The organism is Dongia sp. agr-C8 (assembly GCF_054658695.1).
The window spans coordinates 506689-524046 of record NZ_BAAGHZ010000005.1 but is presented as its reverse complement, the minus strand read 5'-3'; the positions used below and the strand labels follow the sequence as shown (position 1 = coordinate 524046).

Annotated in this window: 16 protein-coding genes and 1 pseudogene; 8 read left to right on the top strand and 9 right to left on the bottom strand. The window is 66.0% G+C overall.

Features of this window, described 5'->3' with window-relative positions; all coding sequences use genetic code 11:
- Positions 1 to 114: pseudogene (locus ACYQ4T_RS26745) on the top strand (IS5/IS1182 family transposase); the annotation flags it as partial.
- Between the two features lie 9 nt (positions 115 to 123).
- Here the strand turns inward: ACYQ4T_RS26745 and ACYQ4T_RS26740 are convergent.
- Positions 124 to 711 (bottom strand): histidine phosphatase family protein, encoded by a 588-nt coding sequence (locus ACYQ4T_RS26740; RefSeq protein ID WP_459859694.1) that lies wholly within the window; start codon positions 709 to 711, stop codon positions 124 to 126.
- Positions 712 to 815: 104 nt separating this feature from the next.
- Between ACYQ4T_RS26740 and lptE the strand changes: the two genes are divergently transcribed.
- Positions 816 to 1415: an LPS assembly lipoprotein LptE gene (gene lptE / locus ACYQ4T_RS26735; RefSeq protein WP_459859693.1), complete on the top strand. Its 600-nt coding sequence runs from the start codon at positions 816 to 818 to the stop codon at positions 1413 to 1415.
- 101 nt (positions 1416 to 1516) lie between these two features.
- On the top strand, positions 1517 to 3439 hold the full coding sequence (locus tag ACYQ4T_RS26730; RefSeq protein WP_459859692.1) for a hypothetical protein: 1923 nt from the start codon (positions 1517 to 1519) through the stop codon (positions 3437 to 3439).
- 84 nt (positions 3440 to 3523) lie between these two features.
- On the opposite strand, the gene neuC is transcribed toward ACYQ4T_RS26730, so the two are convergent.
- Genes neuC through ACYQ4T_RS26715 form a run of 3 tightly spaced genes read right to left on the bottom strand, consistent with a single transcriptional unit; the run spans position 3524 to position 6862 of the window.
- The gene (gene neuC, locus ACYQ4T_RS26725) at positions 3524 to 4690 is read right to left on the bottom strand and encodes a UDP-N-acetylglucosamine 2-epimerase (protein WP_459859691.1); all 1167 of its coding nucleotides are present in this window, start codon (positions 4688 to 4690) and stop codon (positions 3524 to 3526) included.
- The gene (locus tag ACYQ4T_RS26720) at positions 4687 to 5883 is read right to left on the bottom strand and encodes a LegC family aminotransferase (protein ID WP_459859690.1); all 1197 of its coding nucleotides are present in this window, start codon (positions 5881 to 5883) and stop codon (positions 4687 to 4689) included. The genes neuC and ACYQ4T_RS26720 overlap by 4 nt, the downstream gene beginning before the upstream one ends.
- Positions 5858 to 6862, bottom strand: coding sequence for an NAD-dependent 4,6-dehydratase LegB (locus tag ACYQ4T_RS26715; RefSeq protein ID WP_459859689.1), 1005 nt, complete (start codon positions 6860 to 6862; stop codon positions 5858 to 5860). Before ACYQ4T_RS26715 ends, ACYQ4T_RS26720 begins: the two co-directional genes overlap by 26 nt.
- Before the next feature lie 124 nt (positions 6863 to 6986).
- On the opposite strand from ACYQ4T_RS26715, the gene neuB reads away from it, so the two are divergent.
- Genes neuB through ACYQ4T_RS26695 form a run of 4 tightly spaced genes read left to right on the top strand, consistent with a single transcriptional unit; the run spans position 6987 to position 11072 of the window.
- Positions 6987 to 8066 carry an N-acetylneuraminate synthase gene (gene neuB, locus ACYQ4T_RS26710; protein WP_459859688.1) on the top strand — a complete coding sequence of 360 codons (1080 nt, stop codon included), beginning with the start codon at positions 6987 to 6989 and terminating at the stop codon, positions 8064 to 8066.
- The gene (locus tag ACYQ4T_RS26705) at positions 8063 to 8689 is read left to right on the top strand and encodes an acetyltransferase (RefSeq protein WP_459859687.1); all 627 of its coding nucleotides are present in this window, start codon (positions 8063 to 8065) and stop codon (positions 8687 to 8689) included. The genes neuB and ACYQ4T_RS26705 overlap by 4 nt, the downstream gene beginning before the upstream one ends.
- Positions 8690 to 8695: 6 nt before the next feature.
- Entirely contained in the window at positions 8696 to 9742 is a 1047-nt protein-coding gene (locus tag ACYQ4T_RS26700) for a nucleotidyltransferase family protein (protein ID WP_459859686.1), read from the top strand.
- Positions 9732 to 11072, top strand: a complete 1341-nt coding sequence (locus ACYQ4T_RS26695) for a hypothetical protein (RefSeq protein ID WP_459859685.1) — start codon at positions 9732 to 9734, stop codon at positions 11070 to 11072. Before ACYQ4T_RS26700 ends, ACYQ4T_RS26695 begins: the two co-directional genes overlap by 11 nt.
- Positions 11073 to 11247: 175 nt before the next feature.
- Here ACYQ4T_RS26695 and ACYQ4T_RS26690 read toward each other — a convergent pair whose 3' ends face one another.
- From ACYQ4T_RS26690 to hisF, 3 genes are read right to left on the bottom strand one after another with little or no spacing between them, the layout of a single operon-like run.
- Positions 11248 to 12468, bottom strand: coding sequence for an N-acetyl sugar amidotransferase (locus ACYQ4T_RS26690; protein ID WP_459859684.1), 1221 nt, complete (start codon positions 12466 to 12468; stop codon positions 11248 to 11250).
- Positions 12465 to 13157 (bottom strand): imidazole glycerol phosphate synthase subunit HisH, encoded by a 693-nt coding sequence (hisH, locus tag ACYQ4T_RS26685; RefSeq protein WP_459859683.1) that lies wholly within the window; start codon positions 13155 to 13157, stop codon positions 12465 to 12467. The genes ACYQ4T_RS26690 and hisH overlap by 4 nt, the downstream gene beginning before the upstream one ends.
- Entirely contained in the window at positions 13154 to 14020 is an 867-nt protein-coding gene (gene hisF, locus ACYQ4T_RS26680) for an imidazole glycerol phosphate synthase subunit HisF (protein WP_459859682.1), read from the bottom strand. The genes hisH and hisF overlap by 4 nt, the downstream gene beginning before the upstream one ends.
- A gap of 186 nt (positions 14021 to 14206) precedes the next feature.
- Between hisF and ACYQ4T_RS26675 the strand changes: the two genes are divergently transcribed.
- Positions 14207 to 15208 (top strand): FkbM family methyltransferase, encoded by a 1002-nt coding sequence (locus tag ACYQ4T_RS26675; protein WP_459859681.1) that lies wholly within the window; start codon positions 14207 to 14209, stop codon positions 15206 to 15208.
- Here the strand turns inward: ACYQ4T_RS26675 and ACYQ4T_RS26670 are convergent.
- Both ACYQ4T_RS26670 and ACYQ4T_RS26665 read right to left on the bottom strand, forming a co-directional pair.
- Entirely contained in the window at positions 15205 to 16551 is a 1347-nt protein-coding gene (locus ACYQ4T_RS26670; RefSeq protein WP_459859680.1) for a sensor histidine kinase, read from the bottom strand. The genes ACYQ4T_RS26675 and ACYQ4T_RS26670 overlap by 4 nt on opposite strands.
- Complete coding sequence (locus ACYQ4T_RS26665; protein WP_459859679.1) at positions 16548 to 17222, bottom strand: response regulator transcription factor; 675 nt, start codon at positions 17220 to 17222, stop codon at positions 16548 to 16550. The genes ACYQ4T_RS26670 and ACYQ4T_RS26665 overlap by 4 nt, the downstream gene beginning before the upstream one ends.
- Between the last annotated feature and the right edge of the window lie 136 nt (positions 17223 to 17358).

Genomic DNA, 17358 nt, shown 5'->3' with positions numbered 1-17358 from the left:
CTGTGGTGCAGGCTCAAAGACTGGCGCCGCATCGCAACCCGTTACGACAAGCTTGCCAGAAACTTCCTCAGCGGCGCCTATATCGCCGCCATCTTCACGTGCTGGATCAATTGAGTCCGGACCCTAGCGAATCAGGTCCTCCTGGTCGAGCTTGCCGTCGTAGCGGAATCCACCCTTGCCGTCGGGTTGGAAGATCGCGGCCTCGCCGGGCGAGAGCTCGACGCCGGCGACCCGGCGTACCTGGTCCTCGGTGTCCACCAGCACCGTGTTGGTGCCGGCGGCGGGCGGCGCGGCCAGCATGCGGCTGACGAAGGCGAGGTCATAGAGCTTGGCCCGGAGCAGCGCATGGCCGAAGGCGAGCTGGGCAGTCTCCCGGGTGCGGCAGAGCGGCAGGGCATAGACATCGCCGATCGGCACGCCGAAGGACTGGAAAGCCTGCCCGATGTGTTTCGCTTCGCCCCGCCCGGCCGCCGTGAGGTTGCGCTGCTGGCCGCAATCCGCGAAGGCGGCGAGCGGCGAATCGGCGCCGAACAGCTCGCGCGGCCCCGAGAGCCGGCTGGCATGGCGCAGGTAGATCACATAGCCGCCCTTGGTCATGGCCTGCTCGATCAGCGCCTCCTGCGCCTCGCTCACGGCATAGGGCGTCATGGCGGCGACGCCCACCGCCAGCGCCAGGAGGGCGCTGCGGCGGATGGTGTTGCGGGATGGCATGCGATTCTCCGACCTCCTCATGCTCGGATCGCATCTTCCCCTGTCGATATGACAAGCGGCTGTCCGCTATGATAGAACCACCCGACGTGCGGGCAGGGACTGGCATGAACCGATTGGGGGATATCGAGAATTCCGCGGCGAGCGGACGCCTGGGACGGCGCCGCCTGATGCTGGCATTGGGCGCCGCGCTGCTGCTCGGCGGCTGCGGCTGGCGGCCGCTCTATGAGCGGCCGGGGCCCAGCACCAACTCCGGCGGGGTCAGCACCGAGCTCGCCCAGATCAAGATTGACCCGGTGGCACCGGAATCGAACATCGATCCGCTGCACGGCTCGACCGACGCGCTGTACGATTCGCGGGCGGCGCAACTGCTGCAGAACTATCTCAAGGACGCGCTGAACCCCTACGGGCCGCCGAGCGTCGCGGCCTATCATCTCGCGATCCAGCTGCAGCAGCAGACCCGCGCCGCCGCCTCGCTCGGCAACGGCCAGGCCACGCGCGAAGACCTGATCATGATCGCGGAATACCAGCTGAACGATGCCAAGGGACAGACGGTCCTCAAGGACGTGGCCAACATCGTCACCAGCTACGACATCCTGCGCGAGCCCTATATGGATCTCGCCTCGCGCCGCGATGCGCAGCAGCGCGCCGCCGCGCAGATTGCCCAGGCGATCCAGACCCGACTCGCGGTCTTCCTGCGGAAATAGCGTCTGCCGCCAAGTGTCGCAGAGGCTGGGAATAGCCCGGTCAATCTGCTTCAATGCCGCCAACAACGCCGCCCATAGCGGATAGCTGGGAGTGGATGAGGATGAGCGGGGTAGCAACCGGGCGTGATACCGGGCTGTTGAAGCGCTTGGCCGTGGGCATCGGCCTCGCCAAGCCGAAGAAGGCCAAGACCGGCTTGCCCGCCGGCAGCGACACCAAGATCGACCAGACCCTCGACCAGGTGCTGGGCTGGCTCGCCCTCGAACGGGCCCAGCGCATCCTGGTCTCCGGCGATCGCGGCTTCTTCGATGCGGTGACGGCCAAGGCCGCGGGCCTTGCCACCACCTGGACCTCCTGCCTGGTCGAGGAGCTGCGGCAAGGCGCCGCCAACCCGGATCAGGTCGATTTCGCCGGCTTCGATGCCGTGGTCTGCGGCGGCAGCCAGGCCGGCCTCTCCTTCCGCCACGCCGTTGCGCGCATGGCCGAGGTCGATCCCGCGCGGCCGGTGCATTGGGTCGGCAGGGACTGGGAGTTCTGCGGCGGCACCTTGCCGGTCCCGAGCGAGGCCGAGGACGCCGAGGCCTTGCTGTTCAACCACTTCCAGCACTACTTCGGCATCAAGGACCCGCTGCTGTTCCGCGTCGAGGTCTATCACGGGACCGAGCGCAGGCATTTCACCCGAATCCTGCAGCCCAATGAATCGCTGGTGGTCCGCCTCTCGGATTTCTTCCCGAAGCGCAGCGAAGCCGCCTGCATCGCCGCCTTCGTCGCACACCCGATCCTGACCCGCGGCCGCCACTATCGCCTCAGGGTCTGCGCTGACATCTTCTGGCGCGATTCCTTCACCACGCTGCACAGCGCCCACGAGTTCAAGCGCAGCCCGAGCCACAAATTCGAGTTCCGCGCCGCCAAGGAAAGCCTGCGCGCCGGCGACATCGTGCTGACCATCCCGAACTACGCCCGGGACCTCGGCGAGGAGCGCAGCGTCGCCGTGACCGGCGCCGAAGGCGCCACCGGGCTCACCCGTCGGCCGGAGGCCTATGTCGAGGAGGTGAAGCTCACCCGCAACGGCGGCGCCGAGCCCTTCTTCGGCTGGAAGTATCGCGGCTATGGCGGCTCCTTCTGGTACAGCTTCGAGGGCCAGCAGGCGGTCGGCGACGGTCACCGCGGCTCGCTCTCGGCCAATCACCACGTCTCCGTGCCGATCGCCGAGCGCACCGACTGGGGCGCCGGGGCCGAGGAGCTGGCCGAGCTCGCGCGCCTGCGCGAGGCCGGCTTCATGGTCGAGCCCTTCCCGGTGCCGATCGCCGAGGACGGCGACCCGCTGCATTACGCGATCGACTTCGATGTCTCGAATCCCGGCCTGCGGCAGTTCCGCATTTTCGCCTTCGGCGACGGCAAGTTTCTCGGCGAGCATGCCTACGAACAGCCCGGCCTCGGCCTGTTTTCGCCGGCCGATATCCTGAAGCGCCAAGGCGTGGTCGGGGCGCAGCTCGCGATCGTCACGCCCGACTGGCAGGCGATCAAGACCCGCCGCGCCGGCTTCAAGCTCTTGAGCCAGCTCATCGTCGAGAATCGCCGCACCGGCGACCGCGACGTCACCGAGTTCCAGAACTGCTGGCGCAATTGCGGCGTGGTGGCGCCCGGCATGGCGACCTTCGCCGGCCCCGGCGCCGCGGTCTTCGGCCGCACCAATCTCTTCGCCCGGGCGCGCCACGGCGGCGGCTATCGCACCGGCCTGCTGGTGGTCAATGGCAGCGGCAGCATCGACTACAAGCGCAACGGCACCGCCGAGGTCACCGTCTTCAACAGCCGCGGGCAGGGACGGAGCGCGAGCTTCTCGCTGCCGCCCTTCGGCTGGCGCCTCGCCTGGATCGACGAGGTCATTCCCGATCTCGCTGGCCATCTCGGCCAGGCCGGCAACGGCGCCCTGCTGGTCGGCTCGAAGAATGCCGATCTCAACTGCCAGATCGTGACCGTGTCCGACGCCGGCGCGGTCTCGCTGCAGCATATGTGGGGCTACTGACCCATGCAGCGTCATTGCCGGGCTTGACCCGGCAATCTCCTGCCGTCGTCGCAAGATGCTCGGATCAGGTCCGGGCATGACGGCTTAACAGAGCGGAAGGTCCTGGAACCTCTTGTAGACCAGGCCCGGCCAGTCGGGGATCGCCTTCAGCACCGCGACGATTCTTTCCGAGGCTTCGCCGTCGCCATAGGGGTTGACCGTGCCCTTGAGCTGCAAGGCCAGCGCCTGCTGGATCGCCGCGCCGATCGCCTCGCGCTCCGGCGGGCAGTCGATCACCGACTTCGCGCGCAGGCGGCCTTCCTGCCGCCGGCCGATATTCACGGTCGGCACGTCGAAGCTCGGCGCCTCGTAGAGTCCGCTGGACGAATTCCCGACCACCGCCGCCGCCCGCCGCATCAGGTTGAGATAGCGCTCCGGACCGAGCGCGGCATGCGCGAATGTGTTCGGCCGTCGCCTGGCAAAGCCCTCGATCGCCGCGTTGAGCGCGCGCCCGTCGGCGTCGGCGTTGGCGAGCGTGAACACGACGGCGATCGCCGGATCGATCGCCTCGAGCGCCGCCAGCAGTTCGTTCAGCTGATCCAGCGACGGCAGCGCGTCGAGCGTGACGGGATGTAAGGTCGTCAGCAGGTAGCGGTCGCCGAGCTTGTGGCCGAGCGATGCTTCCAGCGCCCCGGAACTCATCTGGCGCGCGCGCAGGATCGCGTCGATGCCGGTGCTGCCGACCGCATGGATCCGATCTTCCGCCTCGCCCAGCTGCCGCAGGCGGCGCGCCGCGTCCGCATTGGTCGGGAAATGCAGGCTCGCCATCTTGCTGATCGAATGCCGGAAGGCGTCGTCCAGCGCGCCGTCGGTCACGTCGCCGCCGCACAGATGGGCGATCGGGATTTTCCTGACGAAGGCCGCCTGCGCCGCGGCGAAGATCTCGTAGCGGTCGCCGAGCAGCAGCACGAGATCGGGCCGCAGCTCTTCGAAAGCCTCCGCGAATCCGGCGACGCCCTTGCCGATCGCGGCGGCCATGGCATTGGCGTCGTCGCCTTGGCCCAGGATCGGCACCCGCTTGGTCACCGGGATGCCGTCGGCCGCGAGCTGATCGACCGTCATGCCGAATTCCGCGGCCAGATGCATGCCGGTCGCAACCACCGTCAGCCGGAAGGATCGCTCCTCCTGGATCCGCCGGATCGGCCAGACCAGCAGCCCGTAATCCGCCCGGCTGCCGGTCACCACCGAGATCTGGCGAATGCCCTTGATCATGTGCGCCCGAGGAAGGGCGAGCTCGGCAGGTTGATGATCCGCGGCTGCAGCCTTTCCGCGACGTCGAGCGGCATGCGCGGGCAGTCCTTGTACATCGGCAGGTGATGGGACAGGCGCCAGCAGGCGCGGGTCATCAGCCCGGCATCGTGGCAGGCCTGCAGGATCGCGTCGCGCCGTGCGAGATCGGGCGTATCCAGCAGCAAGGCCGAGAGCCAGTAATTGCCGCGGCTTTCCGCCGGCTCGCGGAACACCGAGACGCCCGGCATGCCGGCGAAGATCGCCTCATAGCGCTCCTGCACCCGGCGCTTCGATGCCAGCAGCTCGGGCAGCTGCTCCAGCCCGGCGCAGCCCATGGCGGCGTTGATGTTGGGCAGGCGGAAGTTCCAGGCCACCTCGTCGTGGATGAACTCCCAGGGATGCGGCTGCTTCGCCGTCGTCGTCAGATAACGGATGCGCTTGCCGACTTCCGGGTCGCGCGACAGGATCGCGCCGCCGCCGCCGGTGGTGACGATCTTGTTGCCGTTGAAGCTCATCGCCGCGATCGGCGCGAGGCTGCCGCAGCCGCGGCCCTTGTAGGTGCTGCCGATCGCCTCGGCCGCATCCTCGATCACCGGGATGCGCCAGCGCGCGGCGACCTCGTTCAGCGCGTCCATGTCGACCGGATGGCCGAAGACATGCATCGGCAGGATCGCGGCCAGGCGCCGGCCGCTGCGGCGATGCCGCGCGCCGGCATCGGTCAGCTCGGCGATGTCGCCGAGATACTGGCCGAGCGCATCCGGGTCCATGCCCAAGGTGCGTTCGTCGCTGTCGACGAAATGCGGCACCGCGCCGACATGGGCGATCGCGTTGTTGGTGGCGACGAAGGTAAGGCTCGGCGACAGCACCTCTTCATCGGCCTTCACGCCGGCGACGCGCAGCGCGATTTCGATGGCGACGGTGCCGTTGGCGACCGCGGCGCAAGAGGCGGCGCCGGTCAGGTCGCAGAGCATCTGCTCGAACTTCGCGACATAGGCGCCGTTATAGGAGACCCAGCCGCTGTCCAGGCAGTCCTTCACATAGGCCCATTCGTTGCCGGTGAATTTCGGCTCATGCAGCTGGACCGGCTTCTCGCTCGGCCCGACGACCGAACGGATCGCGGCGACGATCTCCGCCGGTGAGGCCTGGCGCTCAGACTTGATAGCGGCTTGGGTCATACCCTTCGAGATTCCGTGGATCCTTGAACCAGGCGATCGTCTCGGTCAGGCCACGCTGGAAGCCTTCGCGGCCCGCGTATTGCGGCTTCCAGTCGGTCAGCGCCTTCGCCTTGTCGGTCGCGGCCCAGAGCCGCTCGACCTCGCTCGCATCGGGCCTGAGGCGTTCCTCATCGACCCGGATGGTAATCTTCCGGCCCATCAATTCCGCGATGATGTCGGCGGCGGCGCCGATCGAGACCTCGAAATCGCTGCCGATATTGGTGACTTCGCCGACCGCCTTCTCCGAACGCATCACCGCGATGAAGCCGGCCACCGTGTCCTTCACGTAGCAGAAGTCGCGGGTCGCCGTGAGATTGCCCAAGCGGATCTCGTTCTTGCCGCTGGCGATCTGGGTGATGATGGTCGGCAGCACCGCGCGCGCCGACTGCCGCGGCCCGAAGGTGTTGAACGGCCGGATCACCGCCACCGGCAAATTGAAGCTCCGCTGGAAGGCGATCGCCATCTGGTCGGCGCCGACCTTGGTGGCGGCATAGGGCGACTGCGCGTTCAAGGGATGCTTCTCGTCGATCGGCACGTATTGCGCCGTGCCGTAGACCTCGGAGGTCGAGGTATGGACGAATTTCTTGACCCCGAGCTCCTTGGCGGCGCTCAGCAGGTTCAGCGTGCCGTTGACGTTGGTGTCCACGTAGCTCTGCGGGGCGGCATAGGAGTAGGGGATGGCGATCAAGGCCGCCAGGTGGAGCACGATGTCGCAGCCCTGGACCGCCGCCCGGGCGCTGCCGGAATCGCGGATGTCGCCGGTGAAGAAGTCGATTTGCGCCTTCACCTCTTCATCCAGCCGGTCGAGATGCCCGCGGCTGCCGAAGCTGTTGTAAAGGCAGAAGGCGCGAACGCGCGCCCCCTGGCGCACCAGGGTCTCGGTCAGATGCGAGCCGATGAAGCCGTCGGCTCCGGTTACCAGAATCCGGTCGTCCGCCATGGTTTTCCGCGAGAATCAAGTCGGTAGTGACAGAAAATGCGCCGGAGTATAAGCATGGGCCGAGCGCGCCGACAAGTTAACGGAGCCCGGTTTTGGGCCGGTTTCGGGGGCGTCGGAGGGAGATTTGGCGAGCGATCGGGTCATAGTCATCGCGGAAGCCGGTGTGAACCACAACGGTTCTCCGGAGATGGCCCTGCGCCTGGTCGATGCCGCGGCGGAGACTGGGGCCGATCTCGTCAAGTTCCAGACCTTCAAGGCCGAGGCGCTGGTGACCGCCAGTGCCCCCAAGGCCGATTACCAGAACCGCAATGCCCCGGAATCGAAGTCGCAGTTCGAGATGCTGAAAGCCCTCGAGCTCGACCGCGACGCCCATGAGGCGCTGATCGCCCGCTGCAAGGCGAAGGGGATCGGCTTTCTCTCCACGCCCTTCGACCCGGACAGCGTCGATCTCCTGACCAAGACGCTTGGCTTGAAGCTGGTCAAGGTCTCCTCCGGCGATCTCACCAACGCGCCCCTCTTGTTGCAGCTCGCGCGCAGTGGCGCCGATCTCATCGTCTCGACCGGCATGGCGACCTTGGATGAGGTCGAGGATGCCTTGGGCGTGCTCGCCTTCGGCTATACCCAGCCGGGCGAGCCTGGCGCGGATTCGTTCAAGCGCGCCTTCGCCGATCCGGCGGCGCGCGCGACCTTGGCGAAGAAGATCACGCTGCTCCATTGCACCAGCGACTATCCGGCCAAGCTGGACGACATCAACCTCCGCGCCATGGACACCTTGGCCGAGCGTTTCGGCATTCCGACCGGCTATTCCGACCACAGCGTCGGCATCGCGGTCTCGATCGCCGCCGCCGCGCGCGGCGCCAGGGTGATCGAGAAACATTTCACCCTCGACCGGTCGCTGCCCGGCCCCGATCACAAGGCCTCGATCGAAACCGCCGAGTTCAAGCAGATGGTGGACGCGATCCGCGCGGTCAGCCGCGCGCTGGGCGAAGCCGCCAAGGCGCCGACCGCGGCCGAGCTGTCGACCCGCAAGGTCGCGCGCAAGGCGATCGTGGCGGCCCGCCCGATCTCCCGCGGCGAGGCCTTCTCGCTCGACAATCTGACCGTGAAGCGCGCCGGCGACGGCATCGCGCCGATCCGGCTCTGGGAAGTGGTCGGCCGCAAGGCGAGCCGCGCCTACGCCGCCGACGAAGCGATCGAGGCATGACGAAACCTGTTCTGATTCTGGGGGGCGGCGGTCACGCCCGCGTGGTGATCGATGCGCTGCGCTGCGCCGGCCATGTGATTGCCGGCGTCATCGACCCGAAGCCGGAAGTTGCCGACACCCTGCCGCAGGGCGTCGCCTGGCTCGGCAAGGATCTCTCCCAGGCGAAGCCGGGCGAGGTGCAGCTTGCACTGGGCGTCGGCTCGCTCGATGTCGGCGCGAAGAACCCGCGTCCGCGGCTGTTCCAGGAGGCGAAAGCGGCCGGCTTCCAGATCCTCTCCTTCACGCATCCGAGCGCGGTCGTTGCCGGTGACGTCGTGCTGGGCGAGGGCGCGCAGATCATGGCCGGCGCCATCCTGCAGCCCGGCCTGCGCACCGGGGTCAACTGCATCGTCAACACCGGCGCCCGGCTCGATCATGACTGCCGCGTCGGCGATCACGTGCATGTGGCGCCCGGCGTCGTCCTTTCCGGCACGGTCGAGGTCGGCCACGGCGCCCATCTCGGCACCGGCGCCATCGTCATCCAGAACATCAAGATCGGCGCCGAGGCGATGATCGCCGCCGGCGCCGTCGTCACCCGCGACGTCCCCGCGAATGCGCGCATCGCGCCCGGCCCGCAGAGATAGATTCGTATGAAGAACTGGCGTTCCGCGATCCTCACCAGCGACCAATCCATCCGCCAGGCCATGGAGGTGATCGACAAGTCGTCGCTGCAGATCGCCCTGGTGGTCGACAGCAATGAACACCTGGTCGGCACGGTGACCGACGGCGACATCCGCCGCGGTCTATTGCGCGGGCTCAACCTCGACTCGCCCGCCGCGCAGGTGATGAACACCAAGCCCAAGAAGGCGCACCAGAAGCTGAGCCGCGCCGAGTTCATCGAACTCCTTCGCCGCTACGACGTCCATCACCTGCCGCTGGTCGATGACACCGGACGCCTGGTCGGGCTCGAAAGCGATGTCGAGCTCTACGAAGGCGCGGAGAAGGACAACTGGGTGGTGCTGATGGCGGGCGGCCTCGGCCAGCGGCTGCGCCCCTTGACCGAGGACATGCCGAAGCCGCTGCTCCCCGTGGGCGACCGGCCTTTGCTCGAGATCATCATCAACCGCTTCACCGCCCAGGGCTTCCGCAAGTTCTTCATCTCGGTCAACTATCGCGCCGACCTGGTCGAAGCGCATTTCGGCGACGGCGCCAGGTTCGGTGCCGAGATCCGCTATCTGCGCGAGGACCAGCCGCTCGGCACCGGCGGCGCGGTCGGCCTGCTGCCGGAGCGCCCGACCTTGCCCTTCGTGGTGATGAACGGCGACCTCCTCACCACGATCAACTTCGAGAACCTGGTCGATTTCCACCAGGAGCACGGTGCGGACCTCACACTCTGTGTCCGGCGCTACAGCCACCAGATCCCCTACGGCGTGGCGGAAATCCAGGGCGGCGAGGTGATGTCGATCGTGGAAAAGCCGAACCACGAATGCTTCATCAGCGGCGGCATCTATGTGCTGAGCCCCACGGTGTTCGACCGGCTGCAGCCGCAGCGCCGGGTCGACATGCCCGACCTCATGCGCGAATTGATCGCCGAGAAGCGCCGGGTCACCGCCTTCCCGGTCACCGAATACTGGATCGACATCGGCCGCATCGAAGACCTCGAACGCGCCCGCCAGGAGATCGATCTTGTCGGCTAGCAGCCCGTTCGAGCGTCTGCCCATTCCGATGAACATCTACGGTACCCTGGCGGTGCCGCAGCCGACGCCGCGCAATCTCTTGCGCAAACAGCTCTTTCTGGCGCGCCTCGCGTTCGAATCGATGACCGGCATGCTCGATCGTCGTGCGCGCAGGGTCGCCGAGGGCATCGACTGGAGCACCTGGAAGCCGGGCCGGCCGACCGTGCTCTGCCTGAAGCGCGCGACCTTCATCAAGGACGTGCGCGAGGTGCGGGCCAGCACCGACATCAACTTCGTGACCGTGCCGACGACCCGCATCAAGAAAGCGCAGGAGCGATGGATCCCGCCGGAATGGCGGATCCAGTCCTACTTCACCGACCTGCTGAACCGCGATCTGGCGTCCTTCCGTCCCCATCTGCAACGCTTCGCCGAATCCTTCCTGAAGGAAGCGGCCAAGACCCATCCCTTCGATGCGGTGATGGCGGGGAACACCGACTATTGGCAGGACGAGGCGGTGCGGCTCGGCTGCAAGGCGCTCGGCATTCCCTTCCTGGTGCTCTGCCGCGAGAACTACACGATCGCCCAGGACCGCGCCAACGTGCTCGCCCACTACACCAAGGCCAACTTCCACTACTCGGGCACCGGCGTCGCGGTCTATTCGGAAATCTCCAAGGCGACCATGGAGCGGATCGGCGCCTATCCGCCCGGCGCAATTCAGGTGACCGGCGCCCCGCGCTTCGACCAATGGCTCGGGCTGAAGTCGGTGCCGGCGGCGGAGCGGAACTGCATCACGCTCGTCTCCTACGCCTACAAGATCTACGAGGCGATGGAGAATTTCCGCGACGTGGCGGAAATCTTCACGGCGCTTGCCGCGCGCGAGCCGGCCCTGCGTTTCGTGCTGAAGCTGAAGAAGAGCAACGAGGACGTGGATGCCTTTGCGCTCTATCCGGAGATCAAGGATTCCAAGGTCGAGCTGACTTCCGACTGGTCGCTGGTCGACCTCTATCCGAAATCACGGGCGGTCGTCGGCTGCAATTCGCTGGCGGTCGCGGAAGCGCTGCTCTCCTTCGACAGCGCGGTGATCGTGCCGGCCTGGAAGGACGCGCTCAGGAACCCGGATACCTGCCTCTATCACTACAGCGTGCCCGAACACGCGAAGTGCATCTACTTCCCGCGCTCGGCGGAGGAATTCCGCGACCTGATGGAGCGCGCCATCGCCGGAAAGCTGCCGCCGCTCGGCACGCCGGAGCAGCGCCTCGCCTGTTTCAACGAGCACATCGCCTTCACCCCGGACCAGAGCGCCTCGCAAAAGGTCGAGGCCTTCATCCGGCATTTCATCGCGAAGAAGTAGGCCAGACCGAGCGACCCCTCACCCCGCCCTCTCCCGCAGGGGGAGAGGGGGGTTCTGTTCGCTGAAGCTATAGACGGTTCAGATGGCTTACGCGCAGAGCGCGGAGAAATGCCCCCTCTCCCCTTGCGGGAGAGGGTTGGGGTGAGGGGTCGACGGGTCTATCCGACGAAGCTGCTCACTGCTCCCAGGGCACGTGCCGCAGCTTCCAGTCCCCGCCTTCTTTCTTCCAGAGATGCGGCGAGCGGAACTGGTCGCAGAGTTCGATGAAGCGCTCGGGCTCCATCTCGATATGCTCCATGACCTCGTGGAAGTAGCGGTGCGGGAATTCGCCGTCGAAGCGCTTCACCAGCGCGATGCCGTCCTCGCGCGTCAGGTGCCGGTTGCGGATTTCCTGCGAGGCATCGTAGGTGGCGCGGCCGAGGCCGAACTTGATGTAGGTCGTGTAGTAGTGGAAGCCGTCGATCTTGTCGTCGAGGCTGTTGTACTTCGAGTAGGTGCCCTCGGTGCGCGACGGGTTGGCCTGGAAGCCGCAATTCTCGACCGCGTAGTAATAGGTCTCCTGCGGGGTCCAGGGCAGGTAGTAGCCGAGATAGTGCACTTCGAGCTGCTTATTCTCGAGTTCGTCGGCCGAGATCGGCAGGTAGGTCTTGATATCGGTGAGCGTCATGTCGTTGCGCTCGAGCAGCTCCTTGACCGCGACGCCGCCGAGATACATCTCGTCGAGATGCTGGTAGGTGAAGTAGGACTTGTCCCGCAGCGAGCTCATGTTGTCGCCGATCGGGTTGCCGTATTCCGCCTCGTTCTCGCCGTAGAAGATCAGCGGAATGTCGAACTTGGCGGCCAGCTTCGGCGCCAGGTTCTTCTGGCCGATGATGAAGCTCTGGAACGGGTGCAGCAGGTTCTCGATCGCGAGCCGGGTCAGGATGCGGTGCACCCGACCATTGGGCTTGAAGCTGATGTTGTCGAAGCCGCCGACGTCCAGCCAGTTGCGGAAGTTCTTGAGGCCGATGTCGGTGTAGAGAATCGGCGGCCAGGTCACGGTCAGCGGATTCATGCCGTATTTGTAGCGCAGCACATGCGCCGCATAGACGCTGTCCTTGCCGCCGGACCCCGGGCAGACGCAGTCATAGCCGCCGTCGGTGCGGCGGTGCTTGTCCAGCAGCTTCAGCAGTTCCTTTTCGCGCGCTTCCCAGTCGATCACCTGGGTCCGCTTCCACTCGTTCCAGCGGCAGGCGTCGCAGACGCCCTCGGCGTCGATCTTCAGGGTCGGCGTGATCCGGTTCTTGGTGTGCTTGAATTCCGGATAGGAGGAGGGCCGCTGATTGGACATCAGGCAGCGCTTGCAGAACACGACCTCGCGCGGCAGGCCGTAATAGGCTTCCAGGGGTTGGCTCACGCTCGGCTTCCTCGGGTGATCCGGTCGATGGTCTTGTAGACGTTGAGTCCCACCGCGCCGCTGCGCTCCGGGTGGAACTGCATGCCGAAGATGTTGTCGCGGCCGACCGCGGCGCAGATCGTCGTTGTGCCGAAGGCGGTCTGCGCGAGCTCGTCCTGCACCCGCTTCGGCTGCACGAAGAAGGAATGCACGAAATAGAACATCGCGCCCGGCGCCGTCTCGCCCAAGGGCGTGCCGCGCCAGGGCAGGCCGTTGCGGACCGGCGCTACCGGGCTCCAGCCGACATTGGGGATCGGCAGGTTGCGGTGGTTCGGGCCGGGGACCTCCGGCAGCTTCACCACGCTGCCTTCGATCAGCCCCAGGCCCGGCGTGCTGCCGAACTCGGTGCTGCTCTCCATCAGCAGCTGCATGCCGAGGCAGATCCCGACGATCGGCTTGCCCGCGGCGGCGGCGTCCTTGATCGGCGCCACCAGGCCGCGGCGGTTCAGCGATTCCATCGCCTTGGGGAAACCGCCGACGCCGGGCAGGATCAGCGCATCGGCCGCGGCGACGGTCTTCGGGTCATGGGTGATCTCGGCGTCGATGCCGGCCTTCAGGCAGGCCTGCGCCACGCTGAACAGGTTGCCGAGATCGAAATCGATGATGGCGACCCGAGGGGATTTATGGGGCGGCTGCTTGCTGGACATCATGCCGCCTCGGTCATGCGCGGCTGCAAGCCACCGGCGGCGAGCTTCGCCTTCAAATCCTGCACCGTCGTGCTGGCGACCAGCTTGAACCCGTCCATGCGGTGATGGCGCAGGAACTCCGTATTGCCCTCGTCCGCGAATTCATCGAGGTCGACCGGGATCTTCTTCACCGCGTCGTAATGCAGGATCGAGGCGAGGGCGATCGCATCCGCATGGCCCTTCTGCACCACGTCCAGCGCGTGTTGGACCGAGCCGCAGCCGCCATGGGCGATGACCGGGATCGGCACCACCTCGGAAATTCGGCGGGTCAGGTCCACGTCGAAGCCGCGGCCGGTGCCTTCGCGATCGACCGAGGTGACCACGATCTCGCCGGCGCCAAGCTCGGCCAGGCGTTTGGCCCAGGCGACCGACTCGACCCCGGTATATTCGCGGCCGCAATTGGTGAAGCAGAGAGTGCCGCCGTCGGGCTGGCGGATCGCCTCAACCACGGCGACGATGGTCGAGGAGCCGAATTCCTCGGCGACTTCCTTGATGAACTCCGGCCGCTCGATCGCCGCGGTGTTGATCGCGACCTTGTCGGCCCCGGCGCGCAGCACGTTGTAGACGTCCTGCCGGGTGCGGATGCCGCCGCCGACGCAGAGCGGGATGAAGATCTCCCGCGCCGTCTCCTTGACGATCTCCAGCAGGCTGTTGCGGCCGTAAAGGCTGGCGACCGCGTCCTGATAGAAGAGTTCGTCGACTCCGTCTTCATAATATTTGCGGGCAAAGGCCGCCGGGCGGCCGAGGACCCGCAGCCCTTCGAGATGGATGCCCTTGACGAGATTGGGGCCCTTGATGTCGAGGCGAGCGATCAGTCGGAAAGGCATGAAGGGTGAAAAATCCAGTCGCTGCCGGGGAAGGCGGGAATGCCGGCCTGGATAGGGCCGAGGGGCGGAATTGTCAAGGAAACCGGCCTTCTCCAGGCGCGGCGGCGTGTCGCCGGCCCGACCCGCTGGTTGACGAACCGCCCCCACTCAATTAACTCCCTGGGCTTTCCACCGGAAAGCCCGCGCATGGACGACCTGCTGAGCCGTACCCTCACCGCCGACACGCTGAAATGCATCGATGTCGGCGCCCGCGGCGGCGTGCAGCGCAACTGGCTGCCGTTCAAGTCCCTGATGGAGACCGAGGCCTTCGAGCCCGATCCGGTCGCCTGCGAGAAGGAAAAGGCCGCCAACCGCCCCGGCGAGCATTGGTACGCCTTTGGCCTCGGCGCCAAGACCGGCCCGGCCAAGCTCTACGTCGTGAAGAAGGCGTCGAGCTCCTCGCTGTTTCCGCCGAATCCCGAGATCATGGAGCGCTATGCGCCGGGCCAGTACGGCAAGCTGGAGAAGGTCGTCGATATCGAGGTCATGTCGATCAGCGACTGCCTCGACAAGTATCAGCGGCCGAACCCGAACCTGATCAAGCTCGACATCCAGGGCGCCGAGCTCGACGTCCTGAAGTCGATGTCCGAGAAGCACTGGTCCGACCTGCTGGCGCTGCAGGTCGAGGTCGAGTTCGTCGAGTACAATCTCGGCCAGCCCTTGTTCGGCGCGGTCGACGCCTTCATGCGCGGCCGCGGCTTCGAGCTGTTCGACCTGCTGCCCGACCGGCGCTACCGGGTGAAGGACGGCGTCGAGAACGCCTATCTCAAGAAGTACCTGAACGTTTCGCGCAACCGCCGCGACATCTCCTGCCGGCTGGTGGCGGGCGATGCGCTCTACTTCCGTCCGGTCGAGGAGATTCTCGCCCGCGGCGACAAGGCCTGGTGCCTGAAATACCTGCTGATCCTGATCGTCTACCGCTGCCTCGACGAGGCGCTCTGGTTCATCGAGACCATGCATGAGCGCAAGCTGCTGAATGCCGCCGAGCGCGACGAACTGATCGCCCTGGTCGTCAGCAAGAAGCCGACGCCGAGCTTGATGCAGCGCGCCGACTGGCTCGGCAAGCTGACCCGCAAGCTGGCGAAGAAATTCAACATCGGCCGCGGGCGGAAGATCGACTACTGGCTCGATCGCAGCTGGGACTTCTAGTCGGCCTTCTCCGCAGGCGGTGACAGGCTCACCCGGAAGTGCGCGCCCCGTTCGCTCGGCACCAGGCTCACCTGGCCGTCGTGGCGCTGCACGATTTCCTTGACCAGGTTCAGCCCGAGTCCGGCACCCTTGCGTTTGGGTGAGATCCGGTAGAACGGCTCGAAGATCTCGTCCGATTGTTCGGCCGGTATGCCCGGCCCGTCATCCGTGACTTCGATGACGTTGGGGTGGGCGACCATGACCCGGATCGAGCCTTGTCCGCCGCCGTGCTCGATCGCATTCCGCACCAGATTCGAGACCACGCGCTCCAGCGCGCCGGCATCCCCATGGATGACGATTTGATCGCGGTCGGCGGAGAAGGAAAGCTCATAGCCCGCCGCAATGGCATTGGGGGCGAGATCCCCGGTAACCGACCTGCAGAGCTGCACCAGGTCGACCTCCTGCATGCTGAGCCTGCTGTTGTCCATGCGATGGAGATCGAGCAGCTGCTCCGCGGTGTTGCCGAGACGGCCCACGTCGTTCAGCAGCTTCTGCTGCTGCCGGCCGGTCGGCAGCGCCTCCAGATTGGTTTGCAGGATGGCGATGGGCGTGCGCAGCTCATGCGCGGCGTCGGCCAGGAAGCGCCGCTGCTGCGTATAGCCGTGATCCAGCCGGGCCAACGCCGTGTTGACGGCGGTGACGAGCGGTAGGAGCTCTGCCGGCACATCGTCGAGAGGAAGCCGCTGGCCGCGACGATCGATGTCGATGCTGGCGGCGATTTCGGTCGTGCGACTCAGGCCTGCCAGTGCGCGCTTGACCAGGATCGGCACCACCAGGAATGCGGCGATCAAGGTAAAGCCGAGAAAAGGGAAGAAGACGATCTTCAGTCTCTTGAAAAGGAAGAACGCGAAGGAGTCCTTTTGCATGCGGCCACCGAACATGATGCGGAGGTTGCCGACCGGCGAAGGCCAACGCACGATCTCGGAAGTCAGCAGCGCATCGTCATCGGCCCGGATATCCGCGTCGAGAATGCTATCCATCCGGCCGGCAAGTGCCGCCAGCGCGTCGGGCACCTGGCCATGGCGGACCTCGCGTCCGTCTTCAGCGCGCGCGATGAACCAGATGGCCGGGCTTTCCTCGAGGATGCTTTGGAGTTGCGGTGTTGGTAACAGCTGAAGCTGATTGGCGCCGTCTTGACGGACCGAATCCGCGATATGCGGCAAAATTGTCTCGTCGACGGAGCGGCTGTTCGTGAAGACCGTCATGAAATGGATGTAGAGGCCTAACGTGACCGCGACCATCACCACGGTCAGGACCGCCATCAGCGGCCAGACGATTCGCCATCTGAGGCTATAGCGTGTCATTCCACCGCTTTCAGGAGATAGCCGACGCCGCGGATCGTATGGATCGCGACGCCGGAATCGAGGTCGGCCAGCTTCTTCCTGAGGCGTGAGACATGGGAATCCAGCGCATTCGATTGGATCTCGGCGTCGAAATTGTAGACCGCGTTGGCCAGCGACTCGCGGGTGACCGTCCGGCCGATTCGCCGCATCAGCGCCGCCAGCACCAGGAGCTCGCGGCGCGGCAGAATGAGCGGCTTGCCGTCGAGCGACGGCTCCATGTGCGACACTTCGAAGGATAGTCGGCCAGCCGTGATGATGTCCAAAACGAGCTGTGGCTGCCGGCGGAGCACCGCCCGAAGCCGCGCGATCAGCTCCTCGACGACGAAGGGCTTTCCCATATAGTCGTCGGCACCGAGGTCCAGGCCCCGGATGCGACCCTCGTGGTCGTTATGTGCCGTGAGCACGATGATCGGAGTGTCGATGCTGCCGGCACGGAGCTCCGGAATGAGCCGGAGGCCTTCCCCATCCGTCAGCTGCCGGTCCAGGAGGATCGCGTCGTAGGAATGCAGATGGGCGGCTTCCCGCGCATCGGCCAGCGTCGCGACGTGATCGATTACGATGTTGTGCTTCGACAGGGCGTCGCCGAGCGCACTCGCCATGTCCAGCTCATCCTCGACCAGCAGAATCCGCATCCTTCGTCCTCTATCCGGTTCCCGGGCTGAGGGTATCGATCCAAATCGTTGCGGGAACATTGCGCAAATAGTCCCGGATGTCCGAGCGGCCCGCAATGTTACCGCAATGCGCTGCGGAAAGATTTCGGCCGAGCCG

What these genes read in the sequence shown, in the direction of transcription:
- ACYQ4T_RS26740 (WP_459859694.1), bottom strand. Translation starts at nt 711, where the DNA reads ATGCCATCCCGCAACACCATCCGCCGCAGCGCCCTCCTGGCGCTGGCG.
- lptE (WP_459859693.1), top strand. Translation starts at nt 816, where the DNA reads ATGAACCGATTGGGGGATATCGAGAATTCCGCGGCGAGCGGACGCCTG.
- ACYQ4T_RS26730 (WP_459859692.1), top strand. Translation starts at nt 1,517, where the DNA reads ATGAGCGGGGTAGCAACCGGGCGTGATACCGGGCTGTTGAAGCGCTTG.
- neuC (WP_459859691.1), bottom strand. Translation starts at nt 4,690, where the DNA reads ATGATCAAGGGCATTCGCCAGATCTCGGTGGTGACCGGCAGCCGGGCG.
- ACYQ4T_RS26720 (WP_459859690.1), bottom strand. Translation starts at nt 5,883, where the DNA reads ATGACCCAAGCCGCTATCAAGTCTGAGCGCCAGGCCTCACCGGCGGAG.
- ACYQ4T_RS26715 (WP_459859689.1), bottom strand. Translation starts at nt 6,862, where the DNA reads ATGGCGGACGACCGGATTCTGGTAACCGGAGCCGACGGCTTCATCGGC.
- ACYQ4T_RS26705 (WP_459859687.1), top strand. Translation starts at nt 8,063, where the DNA reads ATGACGAAACCTGTTCTGATTCTGGGGGGCGGCGGTCACGCCCGCGTG.
- ACYQ4T_RS26700 (WP_459859686.1), top strand. Translation starts at nt 8,696, where the DNA reads ATGAAGAACTGGCGTTCCGCGATCCTCACCAGCGACCAATCCATCCGC.
- hisH (WP_459859683.1), bottom strand. Translation starts at nt 13,157, where the DNA reads ATGATGTCCAGCAAGCAGCCGCCCCATAAATCCCCTCGGGTCGCCATC.
- hisF (WP_459859682.1), bottom strand. Translation starts at nt 14,020, where the DNA reads ATGCCTTTCCGACTGATCGCTCGCCTCGACATCAAGGGCCCCAATCTC.
- ACYQ4T_RS26675 (WP_459859681.1), top strand. Translation starts at nt 14,207, where the DNA reads ATGGACGACCTGCTGAGCCGTACCCTCACCGCCGACACGCTGAAATGC.
- ACYQ4T_RS26670 (WP_459859680.1), bottom strand. Translation starts at nt 16,551, where the DNA reads ATGACACGCTATAGCCTCAGATGGCGAATCGTCTGGCCGCTGATGGCG.
- ACYQ4T_RS26665 (WP_459859679.1), bottom strand. Translation starts at nt 17,222, where the DNA reads ATGCGGATTCTGCTGGTCGAGGATGAGCTGGACATGGCGAGTGCGCTC.